At 74.9% G+C, this 15339-nt stretch carries 15 protein-coding genes; 11 read left to right on the top strand and 4 right to left on the bottom strand.

Annotated features, from left to right (window positions below; all coding sequences use genetic code 11):
* The first annotated feature begins 7 nt into the window (after positions 1-7).
* The 8 genes from MicB006_RS08365 to MicB006_RS08330 all read left to right on the top strand — a co-directional run bounded on the left by MicB006_RS08365 (position 8) and on the right by MicB006_RS08330 (position 8971).
* On the top strand, positions 8-1156 hold the full coding sequence (locus tag MicB006_RS08365; protein ID WP_116505044.1) for an exonuclease SbcCD subunit D: 1149 nt from the start codon (positions 8-10) through the stop codon (positions 1154-1156).
* A complete protein-coding gene (locus MicB006_RS08360; protein WP_116505042.1) occupies positions 1156-3630 on the top strand; it encodes an AAA family ATPase in 2475 nt (824 codons plus the stop codon). Before MicB006_RS08365 ends, MicB006_RS08360 begins: the two co-directional genes overlap by 1 nt.
* Before the next feature lie 25 nt (positions 3631-3655).
* The gene (locus MicB006_RS08355) at positions 3656-4627 is read left to right on the top strand and encodes a hypothetical protein (protein WP_116511261.1); all 972 of its coding nucleotides are present in this window, start codon (positions 3656-3658) and stop codon (positions 4625-4627) included.
* Positions 4627-5484, top strand: coding sequence for a spermidine synthase (locus tag MicB006_RS08350; protein ID WP_116505040.1), 858 nt, complete (start codon positions 4627-4629; stop codon positions 5482-5484). The genes MicB006_RS08355 and MicB006_RS08350 overlap by 1 nt, the downstream gene beginning before the upstream one ends.
* Positions 5485-5566: 82 nt before the next feature.
* Positions 5567-6265 carry a sigma-70 family RNA polymerase sigma factor gene (locus MicB006_RS08345; RefSeq protein WP_073830134.1) on the top strand — a complete coding sequence of 233 codons (699 nt, stop codon included), beginning with the start codon at positions 5567-5569 and terminating at the stop codon, positions 6263-6265.
* Complete coding sequence (locus MicB006_RS08340) at positions 6262-7044, top strand: anti-sigma factor (RefSeq protein WP_073830135.1); 783 nt, start codon at positions 6262-6264, stop codon at positions 7042-7044. The genes MicB006_RS08345 and MicB006_RS08340 overlap by 4 nt, the downstream gene beginning before the upstream one ends.
* A gap of 205 nt (positions 7045-7249) precedes the next feature.
* The gene (locus MicB006_RS08335; RefSeq protein ID WP_104114373.1) at positions 7250-7909 is read left to right on the top strand and encodes a hypothetical protein; all 660 of its coding nucleotides are present in this window, start codon (positions 7250-7252) and stop codon (positions 7907-7909) included.
* Positions 7910-8056: 147 nt separating this feature from the next.
* Positions 8057-8971, top strand: a complete 915-nt coding sequence (locus MicB006_RS08330; protein WP_116505038.1) for a DNA-3-methyladenine glycosylase — start codon at positions 8057-8059, stop codon at positions 8969-8971.
* A 4-nt stretch (positions 8972-8975) separates the two neighbouring features.
* Here the strand turns inward: MicB006_RS08330 and MicB006_RS08325 are convergent, their stop codons facing one another.
* Positions 8976-9497: a DUF1990 family protein gene (locus tag MicB006_RS08325; protein WP_116511259.1), complete on the bottom strand. Its 522-nt coding sequence runs from the start codon at positions 9495-9497 to the stop codon at positions 8976-8978.
* 51 nt (positions 9498-9548) lie between these two features.
* On the opposite strand from MicB006_RS08325, the gene MicB006_RS08320 reads away from it, so the two are divergent.
* Positions 9549-10055, top strand: coding sequence for a GNAT family N-acetyltransferase (locus MicB006_RS08320; protein WP_116505037.1), 507 nt, complete (start codon positions 9549-9551; stop codon positions 10053-10055).
* Positions 10056-10074: 19 nt separating this feature from the next.
* On the opposite strand, the gene MicB006_RS08315 is transcribed toward MicB006_RS08320, so the two are convergent.
* Positions 10075-10497, bottom strand: coding sequence for an SRPBCC family protein (locus tag MicB006_RS08315; protein WP_116505035.1), 423 nt, complete (start codon positions 10495-10497; stop codon positions 10075-10077).
* Between the two features lie 370 nt (positions 10498-10867).
* A complete protein-coding gene (locus MicB006_RS08310) occupies positions 10868-11080 on the bottom strand; it encodes a hypothetical protein (protein WP_116505033.1) in 213 nt (70 codons plus the stop codon).
* A 136-nt stretch (positions 11081-11216) separates the two neighbouring features.
* Between MicB006_RS08310 and MicB006_RS08305 the strand changes: the two genes are divergently transcribed.
* Together MicB006_RS08305 and MicB006_RS08300 are read left to right on the top strand one after the other, a co-directional pair.
* Positions 11217-12329 carry an ATP-dependent DNA ligase gene (locus MicB006_RS08305; RefSeq protein ID WP_116505031.1) on the top strand — a complete coding sequence of 371 codons (1113 nt, stop codon included), beginning with the start codon at positions 11217-11219 and terminating at the stop codon, positions 12327-12329.
* A gap of 34 nt (positions 12330-12363) precedes the next feature.
* Entirely contained in the window at positions 12364-13953 is a 1590-nt protein-coding gene (locus tag MicB006_RS08300; RefSeq protein ID WP_116511258.1) for an alpha/beta hydrolase, read from the top strand.
* Between the two features lie 51 nt (positions 13954-14004).
* Here MicB006_RS08300 and MicB006_RS08295 read toward each other — a convergent pair whose 3' ends face one another.
* Positions 14005-15279: a YncE family protein gene (locus MicB006_RS08295; RefSeq protein WP_116505029.1), complete on the bottom strand. Its 1275-nt coding sequence runs from the start codon at positions 15277-15279 to the stop codon at positions 14005-14007.
* Positions 15280-15339: the final 60 nt, after the last annotated feature.

Raw genomic sequence — 15339 nt, 5'->3', positions numbered from 1 at the left:
CACCCAGATGAAGATCCTGCACACCTCCGACTGGCACGTCGGCAAGGTCCTCAAGGGGCAGTCCCGGGCCGAGGAGCACAAGCAGGTCCTCGCCCAGGTGATCGAGATCGCCCAGCGCGAACGCCCCGACCTGGTCATCGTGGCCGGTGACCTGTACGACACCGCCGCGCCCACCCCGGAGGCGACGCGCCTGGTCACCCGGGCGCTCACCGCGCTGCGGCGGACCGGGGCCGACGTGGTGGCGATCGGCGGCAACCACGACAACGGCGCGGCGCTGGACGCGCTGCGCCCGTGGGCCGAGGCCGCCGGGATCACGCTGCGCGGCAGCGTCCGGGAGAACCCCGACGAGCACGTCATCGACGGGGTCACCGCCGGCGGGGAGCGCTGGCGGCTGGCCGCGCTGCCGTTCCTGTCCCAGCGGTACGCGGTGCGCGCGGTGGAGATGTACACGCTCACCCCGGCCGAGGCCAACCAGACGTACGCCGACCACCTGGGCCGGGTGCTGGACCGGCTCGCCGAGGGGTTCGCCGAGCCGGACCGGGTGCACCTGGTGACCGCGCACCTCACTGTGGTCGGCGCGAGCACCGGCGGCGGCGAGCGGGACGCGCACACGGTGCTCGGGTACGCGGTCCCGGCCACCGTCTTCCCCGGCAACGCGCACTACGTGGCGCTGGGTCACCTGCACCGCTCGCAGCGGGTCATCGGCCCCTGCCCGATCCGCTACAGCGGCAGCCCGCTGGCTGTCGACTTCGGTGAGCAGGAGAACGTCAGCTCGGTGACGATCGTGGAGGTGACAGCGACCACCGCCGCCCGCATCCGGGAGGTGCCGGTGCCGGACGCGGTGCCGCTGCGCACGGTACGCGGCACGCTCGCGCAGCTCGCCGAGATCGAGCCGCCGGAGGGGTGGCTGCGCGTCTACGTCCGGGAGCAGCCCCGGGCCGGGCTGCGCGAGGAGGTGCAGGAGATGCTGCCCCGGGCGCTGGAGATCCGGATCGACCCGGAGATGGTGCCCGCGCCGGGCAGCGGGACACGCACCGCCCAGCGGGCCGGGCGGTCGCCGGGCGAGTTGTTCGGCGACTACCTGGACAGCCGCGGGCACGCCGACGAGGGTGTCCGGGAGCTCTTCGACGAGCTGCTGGAGGAGGTGGAGCACTGATGCGGCCGATGCGACTGGACATGGCCGGGTTCACGGTGTTCCGCGACGAGACGACAGTCGACTTCACCGACGCCGACTTCTTCGCGCTGGTCGGGCCGACCGGTTCGGGCAAGTCGACGGTGCTCGACGCGATCTGCTTCGCCCTCTACGGCACGGTGCCGCGCTGGGGCGGCACGCGCGGGCTGGCGAACGCGCTGGCGCCGTCGGCGACCGAGGCGCGGGTCCGGCTGGTCTTCGAGTCCGCCGGGGACCGCTACGTGGCGACCCGGGTGGTGCGCCGGGACGGGCGGGGCACCGTGAAGACGGCGAACGCCGGTCTCCAGCTCATGCCGCCGGGGTTCGACGTCACCAAGCTCGACACCGGGCTCAGCCCGGAGGATCTGGGCGAGGTGGTGGCCGGCACCCCGGCCGAGATGGAGCAGGCGGTGCTCGACGCGGTCGGGTTGCCGTACGAGCAGTTCACCTCCTGCGTGGTGCTGCCGCAGGGGCAGTTCGCCGACTTCCTGCACGCGAAGCCGGCCACCCGGCAGCAGATCCTGGTGAACCTGCTCGGGCTGGGCGTCTACGAGTCGGTGCAGAAGAAGGCGGTCGAGCGGGCCGGGCAGGCCGAGGCGAAGCTGGAGACCGTCGACAAGATGCTCGGCGGGCTCGCCGACGTGGACGACGAGAGCCTGGCCGCCGCCCGGGAGCGCGTGGACGCGATGCGGGAACTGGCCGCTGCGGTCGCTGCCGCCGTACCCGAATGGGAGCAGGCCCGGGCGACGGCGGGTGAGCGGGCCGCGGCGCTGGCCGCCCTCGACGCCGAGCTGGGTGTGCTGGCCGGGGTCCGGCCGCCGGACGGCACCGCCGAGCTGGCGCGGGCGGTGGCGCAGGCCCGGGTGGCCGCCGACGAGGCGGCTGCAGCGGTCGGGCTGGCCGAGGAGCGCGAGGAGAAGCTGCGCGGGGAGCTGGCCGCCGCCGGTGACGAGAGCGCGCTGCGGCTGCACCTGAAGGCGTACGCGGACCGGGACCGGCTGACCGCGGAGGCGGCGACGGTCCGCGCGGCGGTGGACGTGGCGCGCACCGAGCACGACGCCGCGGTGGCGGCGCTGGCGGCGGCGGGCGCGGACGCGCAGCGGGCCGAGGCGCAGCTGGAGGCGGCGTTCCGCGCGCACGAGGAGGCGAAGGCCGCCGACCAGGCGGTGGCGCTGCGGGCGCACCTGGTCGACGGCGCGCCCTGCCCGGTGTGCGAGCAGACGGTCACCGCCGTGCCGGCGGTGCCGAAGGGCTCGGCGGTGAGCCGGGCGATCGAGGCGGGCAAGTCGGCGCGGGCGGCGAGCGAGGCGGCCAAGCGGCTGGTGCAGGAACGCGACGCCGCCGCGCGCGAGCTGGACCGGGTGCTGCTGCGCGCCCGCACCCAGCACGATCAGCTCGGCGCGCGCCTGGCGGAGCTGGACGGGCAGCTCGCGGACGCGCCCGCGCCGGAGCGGCTGCGGGAGTCGCTGGCCGAGCACGCCCGGCTGCGCGCCGCCTTGGAGGAGGCGGCGGGCGCGGTGCGGGCCGGCCGGGAGGCGGCCCGGCGGGCGCGGGGCGCGCTCGACACCGCGCAGGATCGGCTGCGCCGGGCCTGGCGTGACTTCGACGCGGTACGCGACGGGCTGGCCCGGTTCGGGCCGCCGGCCGCCGACCGGGACGACGTGGCGGCGGCGTGGGCGACGCTGGCCGGCTGGGCGGACGAGCAGGCGCGGGCGCGGCGCGCGGACCGCGACGGGCTTGCCGGCTCGGTGGACGCGGCGCAGCGGGCCGCGGCCGAGGTCGCCGGCCGGATCGCCGCGCTGTTCACCGCGGCCGGGCTGGACGCGCCGCAGGACGCGTCGCGCGACGCGGCGGTGGCGGTGGAGCGGGCCGAGGCGGAGTTGCGCCGCCTGGACGAACGCCGCGAGCAGGCCGCCGGCCTGCGGGAGCAGCGGGCCGGGCACGAGCACGAGGCGCGGGTGGCGCGGGCGCTCGCCTCGCACCTGCGGGCCAACAACTTCGAGCGCTGGCTGCTCACCGAGGCGCTGGACCTGCTCGTCGACGGCGCGTCGCGGATCCTGCGGGAGCTGTCCGGCGGGCAGTACGACCTGGTGCACGACAAGGGCGAGTTCTTCGTGGTCGACCACCACGACGCCGGGCTGCGGCGCGGGGTGCGCACACTGTCCGGCGGGGAGACGTTCCAGGCGTCGCTGGCGCTGGCGCTGGCGCTGTCCGAGCAGCTCGCCGGCATGTCCACCACCGCCGCCAGCCTGGAGTCGATCGTCCTGGACGAGGGGTTCGGCACGCTGGACGCGGCGACGCTGGACACGGTCGCGGCCACGCTGGAGAACCTGGCCGCCCGGGGCGACCGGATGGTCGGCGTGGTCACCCACGTGCCGGCGCTGGCCGAGCGGATCCCGGTCCGGTTCGAGGTGCGCAAGGACGCGCGGACGGCCCGCGTGGAACGGACCGGCCTGTGACCGGCACGGTCCGGTGGAGCGCCGCGTGACCGGGCCGTCGCCGGCGTTCTTCGTCGACGCGTGGGATCCGGCGTACGGCGCGTCGTTCGAGGCGGCCGGTGGGGCCGGTCCGGCTGCGCCGAGCAGCGCCCAGGTGGACGCCGACGTCGAGCTGCCGGCCACCGACTGGCGGGCGATCGGCCCCCGCGCCGGGGTGCGGTCGCCGGACGTGGTGCTGCTTGTCGACGGGGTACGCCGGATCGACGCCAGCGTCTGGACGGCCGAGGAGGACGGCGGCTCGTTCCCCGGCATCGCCGCCTCGTACGCGGCCGGGGTGGTCCGCTGCGACCTGGACCGGGGCGCCGCCGAGCTGGCCGGCGCCCGGGTCGGCCGGGGGTTGTTCACCGCGAGCCCGTCGGCGCAGGACGTGGTCGCCGGTACGGTCCGCTACCCGGTGCACCGGGTCAGCGGCACCGGCGAGCTGAGCAAGCTGCCCGCCGCGGTGCAGGCGCCGCTGACCGCGCTGGAGGTGGCCGTCTCCGACGCGGTACGCACCGACGGCGACCTGCTGGTGGTGGACGGTCCGCTGCGCAGCCGGCGGAACCTACCGCGCACGCTCGGGTACATCAAGACGCAGCACAGCCAGTACCTCGACGCGCGGCTGACAGCTGTGGTGACCGGGCTGGCGCCGGGTGAGCGCTGCCCGGTGTTCCGGCTGGGCACGGCGTGGGGCGGCTGGTCCTGGTATCTGCGGCTGCCGGTGCGCGCCGGCGCGCCGTGGGCCGGGATCGTGCGGGTGGAGTGCTCGGCCGACCTGACAGTGCCGGAGGCGGTCGCGCTGGCCGACCTGTCGCTGGTGACGCTGCCCCGGTTCGCCTCCACCCCGTACAAGGATCCGCGTGCCCCGCAGAACCTGGTGCCGATCGCCGGGCTGGAACGGCGGCTGCGCGGGATGCTCGGCGACGCGCGGCTGCTGCACCGGGTGCTCACCACGGCGGCGCGCGGGATGCGGCGCTGATGGGCCGGCGACGCGACTCCGACCGGGTGGTGGCCGACGTCGACACCGGGCGGGCCGAGCTGGTGCCGGACGTCGACCGCCCGGGCTCGTGGACGCTGCTGCTGGACGGCGCGCCGCAGTCGCATGTGGATCTGACCGACCCGGCTCACCTGGAGTTCGAGTACGTCCGGCGGCTCGCCGCCGCGCTGGACCTGGTGGCGCCGGCCGGGGCGCCGCTGCGGGTGCTGCACCTGGGCGGCGGCGCGCTCACCCTGCCCCGGTACGTGCAGGCCACCCGCCCGGGTTCGACGCAGCGGGTGTCCGAGGTGGACGGCGCGCTGGTGGAGCTGGTCCGCCGCGAGCTGCCCTGGCCGTCCGATCCGAGGCTGAAGGTACGGGTGGCCGACGCGCGGGCCACGCTGACGTCGAGCCGCGACGGCGCGTACGACGTGATCGTGGCGGACGTGTTCGCCGGCGCCCGTACCCCGGCGCATCTGACCTCGGTGGAGTACGCCGCCGAGGTGGCCCGGGTGCTGGCGCCCGGCGGCAGCTACCTGGCGAACGTGGCCGACGGCCCGCCGCTGCGGCACGCGAAGGCACAGGTCGCGACCGTGCGTACCGTGCTGCCCCGGGCCTGCCTGGTCGGCGACGCGGCGGTGCTGCGCGGCCGCCGGTACGGCAACCTGGTGCTGGTGGCGTCCCGGGTGGAGCCGCCGGTGCCGGAGCTGGCCCGGCGGGCGGCCGGCGACTGGTTCCCCGGGCGGGTGCTGGCCGACGCGGAGCTGGACCGCTTCACCGGCGGAGCGGCGGTGGTCCACGACGCGGACGCCGTCGACTCCACTCCCCCGCCGCCAGGAATTTTTTCCGTCAAACGTTGATCCGATCGGCTGGTGGCTGCGTATCACCGGGCGGCCATGCCCGTGGGGGGCCGGCTGATGTCATTGGACAGCGGAGGTCTGCATGCATGCGGTGGCGGCCGGCTGGCACGGCGAAGTGGCGCGGCCCGAGTGGATGTTCGCCCGGGCACAACCACACTCGCGCGCCTCGCGTTCACGCCGGGGGGTCGACGCCCGGCCCGCCGATCGCCAGAATGACCCGGTGCCGCCGCGACCCGCTCCCGGACGCCACCAGGCGACCTCCGCCGAGGCCAGCCACTCCGACCAGCTGATCCGTCTGCTGTACGCGGAGCACGCCGGCCCGCTGCTGATGTTCGTGATGCGGCTGACCGGCGGGGACCGGCAGCGGGCCGAGGACATCGTGCAGGAGACGCTGCTGCGGGCCTGGCGCAACGCGCACCGGCTCGGCGTGCAGGGCCAGGGCTCGTTGCGTCCCTGGCTGGTCACGGTGGCCCGGCGGATCGCCATCGACGAGCACCGCAGCGAGCAGGCCCGCCCGCCGGAGACGTACGACCGGGATCTGACCGCGTTCGCCGAGTCGGACAGCACCGACCGGGTGCTGCGCACGATGACGGTGGCGGACGCGCTGCGTACGCTGAGTCAGTCGCACCGGGAGATCCTGGTGGCGACGTACTTCCGGGGACGCACCGTGCCGGAGGCCGCCGAGGAGCTGGGGCTTCCGCTCGGCACCGCCAAGTCGCGGGTCTACTACGCGCTGCGCGCGCTGCGCACGGCTCTGCAGGAGAGGGGGGTGACCGAATGAGCCGGGCCGATCACATGGACGTCGCCGCGTACGCGCTCGGCGTGCTGGACGCGCAGGACGCGGAGCGGTTCGAGGAGCACCTGGCCACCTGCTGGGCCTGCGCTGCGGAACTGGAGACGATGGTCCCGGTGGTGGGGCTGCTCTCCGGCATAGACGGCGAGGCGATGGCCGCGCTGGAGCAGACGCACACCGATCCGGCGCTGCTGGACCGGACGCTGGTGGCGGTGCGGCGGGACCGCCGTCGTACCCGGGTGCGGCAGTTGTTGGCGACAGCGGCGGCAGTGGTGGTGTTCGGCGGCCTGAGCGGGGTCGCCGCCGGGATGCTCGGCGACGAGCCGGCGCCGACGCCGCAGGCCGGGCCGACGCAGACGGCGCCGACCGCGGCGCCGAGCGGCGAGCCGGGCAACCCGAACGATCCGGGCGTCGGCGGGGAGAAGCCGATCGAGGGCGACCAGCACAACGCCACCGACGCGGGCACCGGCGTGCAGACCACCATGTGGCTGGCGCGCAAGGAGTACGGCACGCAGGTCTCGGTGCAGCTGAGCCGCCTGCCCGGGCCGCGTGTCTGCCGGCTGGTGGTGGTGCGCAAGAACGCCACCAGCGAGGTCATCTCCACCTGGTCGGTGCCGGCCGGCGGGTACGGCACGAACCAGAACCAGCTTCCGCTGGAGCTGACCGCGTCCACCTCCGCCCCGGTGCGCGACATCGACAAGCTTCAGGTGCAGTCGGTCGACGCGAACGGGGTGGCGAGTCCGCTGGTGACGGTGGACGACATCTGATCCGGTACGACGACGGCGCCGGGCGGCTGGACCGCCCGGCGCCGTCGTGTCGTGCCCCGGCCGGCGGACCCCCTCGTGCTGACGCACGCGCCAGAACGGCTATCGGTTCAATCAGTCCACTGTGAAATGTGCCACCGTTTCGACTTCAACCTTGACAGTGCCGCGCCCGTACTACTCGGCGAACTGCCAAGAACGAGGAGGGCACGTGGCACACCACAAGCGGACGACCGTCATCGTCGCGAGCGCGATGGTCGCACTTACGGCCTGCGCCCCCGCAGGCTACAACGGGGCGAACTCGAGCGCGGCCGAGCCGGTCGCCGTCGCCGCGGCCGAACCCACCGCGGCGGCCGAGCCGGAGGCGTCGGCGGCTCCCGAGGAGGAGCCGGTAGCGGACAAGGCGCCCCCGGCCAACGTGAAGATCACCGACGAGCTGGTCGGCAAGAAGCTGCCCCGGATGGGCCGCGTCGTCACCGACCAGGACGGCTGGGTGCTGTACCGGTTCGACAAGGACTCCGACGACCCGCCGCAGTCCAACTGCGTGGACAAGTGCGCCGAGGTCTGGCCGCCGTCGCTCACCGACGGCAACCCGAAGCTGCGTGGCGTCTCCGACGACAACGTCGGCACCATCACCCGCCAGGACGGCACCCGGCAGCTCACCATCGGCGGCTGGCCCGTCTACCGCTACATCGGCGACAAGAAGCCGGGCCAGTGGAAGGGCCAGGGCGTCGGCGGCACCTGGTTCGTGGTCGACCCGAACGGCAAGAAGAACCTGACCTGCCTGCCGACCGGCACGCCCAAGGCGGTCGCGCCGCCCGCGGCGGGCAGCTCGAACAGCTCCGGCGGCGGGTCGGACTACTCGTACTGACGTACCAGGTCACGGTGACCGGTCGCCGCCGGGGAGGGCGCGGCCGGTCGCCGTCGTGGACCCGGGAGGCGGGGCGCACCGGCATCGCCCCGCCTCCCGGCACGGCGTGTCCGCCGTCACCGCCGGACCGCGTGGCAGAGTGACCGGATGACCTCGCCCGCCGCACGCCGCACGCTGCGCCCCCCGGCCGGCTACCGGCTGGCCGCGTCGGTGCGGGCGCTCACGTTCAGCCCGTACGACCCGTGCGCGCGGATCGCCGCCGGCACGTTCTGGTGGGCAACCCGCACCCCGGACGGCCCGGCCACGCTGGCGCTGCGCCCGGAAACCGGCGAGCTGACCGCCGAGGGGTACGGGCCGGGCGCCGACTGGGTGGTCGAGCGGGCCGACCGGATCGCCGGGCTGTGCGACGACCTGACCGGGTTCGCCGCGCTCGCCGCCGCGCATCCGCTGGTGGCCCGCCTCGCGCACACCCACCACGGGCTGCGGATGCCCGCCACCGGGCAGGTCTTCCCCCGGCTGCTGCGGGCCGTCTTCGAGCAGAAGGTCACCGGCAAGGAGGCGTACCGGGCGTACGCCGCGACGGTGCGGCACTTCCGGGAGCCCGCCCCCGGACCACTGCAACCGCTGCTGCTGCCGCCGGAGCCGGCCGCGGTGGCGGCCACGCCGTACTGGGTGTTCCACCCGTTCGGGGTGGAGCAGCGACGCGCCGACACGCTGCGCCGCGCGGCGGCCGTCGCGGACCGGCTGGAACGCTGCGCCGACTCGGCGGAGGCCACCCGGCGGCTCACCGCGATCCCCGGGATCGGGCCGTGGACCGCCGCCGAGGTGGTGCGGATCGCGTACGGCGACCCGGACGCGGTCAGCGTCGGCGACTACCACGTGCCGAACACGGTGGCCTGGGCGCTGGCCGGGGAGCCGCGCGGCGACGACGCCCGGATGCTGGCGCTGCTGGAGCCGTTCCGGGGGCACCGGGGCCGGGTGTGCGTGCTGCTGGAGGCGGCAGGTGTGCAGGCGCCGAAGTACGGCCCGCGCGCCCCGATCCGCTCCTTCGCCCGCTACTGACCGCTCAGCGCCGCCGGCACAGCCGCCGCAGCGTCCGGCCCAGCCACCAGGCGTACGCCCGTTGGAAGCCGAGCACGACCGGCCCGCCGGCCCGCACGTACCAGTGGGCGGGGCGGCTGAACGCGGTCACCTCGAACCAGACGCCGTCGGCGCCCCGGGTGACCAGGAACGCCTCCTCGCCGACCTCCGGATGCCCGGGCAGCGTGCCGTAGCCGAAGCCGGCCCGGTCCGGCTCGTCCACCGTCCAGACCACCTCGGTCGGACCCCACAGCCGCACCGGGCCGACGCCCAGTCCCGGCGTGACACGTACCCCGGGAGCCGCGCGCGGCGCGTCCGCGCGCATCACCACACCGGCGGCGCGGTGCAGCCGCCAGCCCAGCAGCGCGTCCGCCGCGACCGGGAAGCCGCCGTCCGGCAGCCGGACCCGGTGGCGCAGGTGGTGGTAGCCGGCCGGCAGGCCGCCGTCGCGGGTCGCGCCCACCTCGGGGTACGTCAGCTCGGGCACGGCGGCCACCTCCTCGCTCACGGGGAACACCCGCCAGGGTACGGCCGCCCCGGCCTGTGGTGAGCTGAGCCGGTGACCGACGTGACCATCGCCCCCGCGAACGTCGCCGACGCCGGTGAGATCCTCACCGTGCAGCGCGCCGCGTACCTGGTGGAGGCGCAGCGCTACCGGGACGTCTTCCTGCCCCCGCTGACCGAGACGCTGGACGAGGTCCGGGCGGCGCTGGCCGGCCCGGACGTGGTGCTCGCCGCGCGCAGCGGCCCCCGCCTGGTCGGCTCGGTACGCGCCCGCGTCGACGGCGACACCGCCCACGTGGGTCGCCTCTCGGTCGCGCCGGACCAGCAGGGCCGGGGCGTCGGCGGGCTGCTGCTGGACGCGGTCGAGCACGCCTGCGCGGGCCGGGTGACCCGGTTCGCGCTGTTCACCGGCGCGGACAGCGCGGCGAACCTGGCCCTGTACGCGCGGCGCGGCTACCGGGTGGTGGCGCACCGGCCGGACGAGAACGGCAACCGCCTCGCGGTGCTGGAGAAGACGCTCGACGCCCCGGCGCCGGCCCCTGCCTGTCCCGACGGCGCCTGAGCTGCCGCACGGACACCGGTCAGCGGGTCTCGCAGCGGCGCCTGAGCCCGTCCGCCTCCTGCCGCAGGTAGCGGCGCATCATCGACCCGGCGAGCAACCCGATCAGGCCGGCCAGCGGACCGGTCTGCACCAGGGCCAGTTCCGCCCGGGTGCGGCCGTCGCCGAGCGCGACGAGGCGGTGCTCACCCCGGCTGCGCACGCCCGGGCCCGTGGACTCCCAGACGAAGGAGTACGGCGGCTCGATCTCGGTGACCCGCCACACCGACGGACGCAGGCGCGGCTGCTCCAGCCGGGCGGTCGAACCGAGCGCCAGCGGACCGGGTTCCAGCCGGCGTGCGGCGGTGACCGAGGGTGTCCACTCCGGCCAGCGCTCCACGTCGGTCTGCACCGCCCAGACCCGGTCGACGTCGGCGGCGATCTCGACGGACTCCACGAACCGCATCGGCGTTCCTCCCCGTGGACGCGTCAGCTCAGGCTACGCCCGCACCCCGCTCGTTCGCCGCCCCGCACGCCCGCCCTTCGCCCCTCGCACCCTCGCCCACCCGCGCCCGCCCGCGCCCGCCCGCGCCCGCCCTCGCCCGCCCTCGCCCGCCCTCGCCCGCCCTCGCCCGCCCTCGCCCGGCGATCTTGGAGTTGTGGCGCCCAGGATGTCCCCTTTGGCGAACTTCGCGAGGTGCCACAACTCCAAGATCGCCGGTTCGCAGGGCTGCTGAGATGCCTGGGCCGGGTGTTCCACCGCCCGGCGCCCGGCCGCAGCCGACCAGGTCCGCTGATGCGAGGGGCAGGCGACGCGAGGGGCAGGCGGCGCGGGGTCAGGCGGCCTCGTGGAGGTCGGCCAGGGTGACCGGGGCGTACCGCTTCAGCAGCCGCTCCAGCTCGGTGACCGAGCCCACCTCGCCGACCACGTTCGCGCCGCCGCCGTGCTCGGGCGGGTAGCGGTGCGCCAGCCGGTAGCGGTAGCGGCCACGGATCAGCTCGACGCTGACCCGCCAGCGCCCGCAGCATCCGCAGCTCCACTCCGGCACGCCGCGACGGTAGCTCTGACCTGCGGTTCCACCATCCGGGCGACGGTGACGAACACGTCCGGGCCGGGACACGGCACCCGGCTCCCGCCGGTGATCTGCCTCACCACTGTCGGTGGCGTCTGGTTGACTGGTCGCCGTGGACCTGCCGATCAACCCTCCGGTCGAGCCGATGCTGGCCAAGAGCGTGGCCGAGCTGCCCACCGATCCCGGTCTGACCTACGAGCCGAAGTGGGACGGCTTCCGCTGCATCGTGTTCCGCGACGGTGACGAGGTCGAGCTGGCCAGCCGGGGCGGCAAGTCGATGACGCGCTACTTCCCCGAGGTGGTGGAGCAGGCACGCCGGCAGCTCCCGCCCCGGTGCGCGGTCGACGGCGAGCTGATCGTGATCCGCCGGGACGGGCCGGGCGGGCAGCCGCGGCTCGACTTCGAGCTGCTGGCCCAACGGATCCATCCGGCCGCCTCCCGGGTGAAGCTGCTGGCCGAGACCACTCCGGCCGACTTCGTCGCGTTCGATCTGCTGGCGATCGACGACGAGCTGCTCACCGAGCAGCCCTACCCCCGCCGCCGCGAGCGGTTGGAGCAGGCGCTGTCCGGGGTGCGCCCGCCGGTGCACGTGACCCAGGTGACCACCGACCCGGAGACGGCCCGCCGCTGGTTCGAGGTGTTCGAGGGCGCCGGCCTGGACGGGCTGATCGTCAAGCCGGCCGACCTGCCGTACGAGCCGGGCAAGCGGCTCATGTTCAAGGTCAAGCACGCGCGCACGATGGACGCGGTGGTGGCCGGCTTCCGCTGGCACAAGTCCGGCCCGGTGGTGGGCTCGCTGCTGCTGGGCCTCTACGACGACCAGGGCGTGCTGCACCACATCGGCGTCAGCTCCTCGTTCACCATGGCCCGCCGCAAGGAGCTGCTGGACGAGCTGGAGCCCTACCGCGAGGTGGGCGGCGAGCACCCGTGGGTGCACGGCGACCACGAGCGGGGCCAGCGCATCCCGGGCGGGGTGAGCCGGTGGACCGGCGGCAAGAATCTGGAGTGGGAGCCGCTGCGCCCGGAGCTGGTGGTCGAGGTGGCGTACGACGCGATGGAGGGCGACCGGCTGCGGCACACCGCCCGGTTCCTGCGCTGGCGGCCCGACCGTGATCCCCGCTCGTGCGACTACAGCCAGCTCGACCGCCCGATCCGCTACGACGTCGACGAGGTGCTGCGCGGCGATCCGGCGGCGACGGTCGGTGACACCCGCGGCCGGGCGTAGCCTGACGGTCGACACGATCATGGAAGGCGCCGACGTGACCCGCTTCCCCGACCGGACCCGCCGGTTCCGGCCCGCCCTGGCCGCGTTCGTCGCGGCGGTGGTGCTCACCGCCGGCTGCACGCTGCCGGCGTTCGCCCCGCGCGCCGAGAGCGAGGGCGAGGCCGCCCCGCCGGGTACCGCCCCGGAGTGGCGGGCCTGCCCGGAGGTGCCGAACGAGCTGGTCGGCCGGGGCGCTGCGGACATGCGCTACGACTGCGCCCGCATCGCCGTGCCGCGCAACTGGGGCACCGGGGCAACCACCGGCGCGACCGCCGGGCCGCGCGCGGGCGAGACGTTCGAGATCGCGCTGATCCGGGCCCGTTCGACCAAGCAGCGCGACCGGATCGGTTCGCTGGTGGTCAACCCCGGCGGGCCGGGCGCCTCGGGCGTGGACACCGCCGTCTACCTGTCCTTCGGGCCGGCGTTCGGCGGCCTGCCGACGGCGGTCACCGACCGGTTCGACATCGTCGGCTTCGACCCGCGAGGGGTGGCCCGGTCCAGCCCGGTCAAGTGCATCTCCGACTCCGACCTGGACGCCAGCTTCGGCTACGACCCCGACCCGGAGAGCCAGTCGTCGTTCGACGGCTTCGTCGGCCTCAACCGGCGCATCGGCGAGCGGTGCGGCGCGAAGTACGGCGACCAGCTCCCGCTCTACGGCACCGAGCAGGCGGCCCGCGACATGGACGCGGTCCGCGCGGCGGTCGGCGACGACAAGCTGACGTACCTCGGCTACTCCTACGGCACGCTGCTCGGCGCCACCTACGCCCAGCTCTATCCGCAGCGTGTGCGCGCGCTGGTGCTCGACGGCGCGGTGGACCCGCAGCAGAAGCTGATCGCCGGGTCGGAGAGCCAGGCGAAGGGCTTCGAGCGGGCGTTCGACAACTTCTCCCGCTGGTGCGCGGCGAACGCCGGCCGCTGCCCGATCGCCCCGGACGCCCGGGGCGCGGTCACCGACGCGATCGCCAAGGCGAAGACCTCCCCGGTACGCGGGCAGGACGGCCGGGAGGCGACCTCCGGCTGGGTCTTCTACGCGGTGATCTCCTCGCTCTACACCGAGCAGGGCTGGCAGGAGCTGGCCCGGGCGATCGACGAGCTGCAGGGCGGCGACCCGGACGCCGTGTTCAAGCTGGCCGACTCGTACGCGGGCCGCGAGCCCGACGGGCACTACTCCAACCTGTTCGACGCCAACCTGGCGGTCAACTGCGCCGACGAGACCGAGAAGCCGACCCGCGAGCAGGTCCGCTCGTTGCAGTCGCAGTGGCGGCAGAAGTACCCGCTGTTCGGTCCCGCCCTGGCGGTCGGGATGCTCGGCTGCGTGGAGTGGCCCGGCGAGCGCGACCCCTATCCGACCGGTCGGGCGAACGGCGCGCCGCCGATCCTGGTGGTCGGCACCACGGGTGACCCGGCGACGCCGTACGAGCAGACGCCCGCCCTGGCCTCGATGCTGGGCGTGGGGCGGGTGCTCACCTGGGAGGGCGAGGGGCACACCGCCTACCCGCAGACGTCGTGCGTGACGTCGGCGGTCGACGCGTACCTGATCTCGCTCACCGTCCCCCGCGAAGGGCTGCGCTGCCCTGCCCGGTGACGGTCCGGCCGGCGGCCGGGAGCCGGACGCCGGCCGGTCGAACGTCGGCGGTCAGCCGGCGGACGGGGGCGTCCAGCCCTCCGGCACGTGCCCGACGCGGACGCGCTGGGGGTGGTCGCCGACCGGGACGCTCGCGACCTTCTGCCCGGTCGCGAAGTTGATCGCGGTGACCTGGTCCGCGCCGGATTCGGAGATCACGCAGTCCCGGCCGTCCCCGCTGACGGTGGCCCAGTACGGCTTGCTCGCGGGCACGAGCGGCCCCTCGCGCAACGTGGCCCGGTCGAGCACGGTGGCGTAGTCGTCCATGGTCCCGGCGACGCAGATCCGGGTGCCGTCGGGGCTCATCGACAGGCCGTGGTGCCGGGAGTCGTTGACCCAGGTGGTGCGGTCCTCGCTGGTGGCCGGGTTCTTCGGCAGCGTGGCGACGCGGGTGACCCGGTCGGTGGCCACGTCGTACTCGATCACGCCGTTGAAGAAGGACACCTGGAAGTAGAGCCGGCTGCCGTCGGGGGTGAACACGGCCGGGCGGACCGCGTCGGAGAGGTCGCGCCGGCCGGCGGCGTCGAGGCGGTCCCGCATGTCGATCACCTTGACCACCTGGTAGGTGGTGGTGTCGGCGACGGTGATGCGCCGGTCGCCCTTGGTCCAGTCGAGCCAGGGCGCGTCCAGGTCGGTGTTGACCTCGCCGATGGACATGTTCCACAGGCGGGTGCCGCCGTCGGTGTAGATGTTCTCGTGCGGCTTGTCGCCGGTGCCGAACGAGCCGAGCTGCGCTCCGGTGCGGATGTCCAGCACGTGCACGGTGTTGGAGGTGGAGGCGGAGACCGCGACCCGGGTGCCGTCGGGCGACACGGCCATGTGGTCGGAGCGGTAGCCGGAGACCGGGAACCGCCAGCGCAGCGCGCCGGTGGCGAGGTCGATCGAGACGACGTCGGCGAAGCTGGGCCGGGACACCACTACCGCGCTGCCGTCGGGGGTGGTGTACATGTCGTCGACGAACTGGTCGTGGCCCTCCCCCGGGCCCTGCCGGATGCCGAGGAAGTACGCCAGCTTGATCGGGTTGAGGTAGATCTCGCGCAGCCGCGCGGCGCGGTCCGGGATCACGTTGATCCGGCCGAGCTTGGCGTAGTCGCCACGGGACCGGATGACGTCGGCGGTGCCGTCCCAGTTGTTGCCGACGAACATCACCTCCTGGAGCGCGACAGCGGCGGCGGCCGGCGCGGGCGCCGTCATCAGCGGGGCCGGGGCGACGAGGGCGAGCGCAGCCAGCACGGCGAGGGCGGCTCGGCGGCGGGATCGGGGCGGGCGGAGTGGCACGGGGGTCATGGACGCCTCCTGGCAGCCGGTACGACATCGACGTTTCTCAGTGGCGCGAACGGTGTTACC

This window comes from Micromonospora sp. B006 (assembly GCF_003408515.1).
Taxonomy (GTDB): domain Bacteria; phylum Actinomycetota; class Actinomycetes; order Mycobacteriales; family Micromonosporaceae; genus Micromonospora; species Micromonospora echinospora_A.
This window is presented reverse-complemented; position numbering and strand designations above follow the sequence as displayed.

What these genes read in the sequence shown, in the direction of transcription:
- MicB006_RS08360 (WP_116505042.1), top strand. Translation starts at nt 1,156, where the DNA reads ATGCGGCCGATGCGACTGGACATGGCCGGGTTCACGGTGTTCCGCGAC.
- MicB006_RS08340 (WP_073830135.1), top strand. Translation starts at nt 6,262, where the DNA reads ATGAGCCGGGCCGATCACATGGACGTCGCCGCGTACGCGCTCGGCGTG.
- MicB006_RS08315 (WP_116505035.1), bottom strand. Translation starts at nt 10,497, where the DNA reads ATGCGGTTCGTGGAGTCCGTCGAGATCGCCGCCGACGTCGACCGGGTC.
- MicB006_RS08330 (WP_116505038.1), top strand. Translation starts at nt 8,057, where the DNA reads ATGACCTCGCCCGCCGCACGCCGCACGCTGCGCCCCCCGGCCGGCTAC.
- MicB006_RS08295 (WP_116505029.1), bottom strand. Translation starts at nt 15,279, where the DNA reads ATGACCCCCGTGCCACTCCGCCCGCCCCGATCCCGCCGCCGAGCCGCC.
- MicB006_RS08350 (WP_116505040.1), top strand. Translation starts at nt 4,627, where the DNA reads ATGGGCCGGCGACGCGACTCCGACCGGGTGGTGGCCGACGTCGACACC.
- MicB006_RS08365 (WP_116505044.1), top strand. Translation starts at nt 8, where the DNA reads ATGAAGATCCTGCACACCTCCGACTGGCACGTCGGCAAGGTCCTCAAG.
- MicB006_RS08345 (WP_073830134.1), top strand. Translation starts at nt 5,567, where the DNA reads ATGCATGCGGTGGCGGCCGGCTGGCACGGCGAAGTGGCGCGGCCCGAG.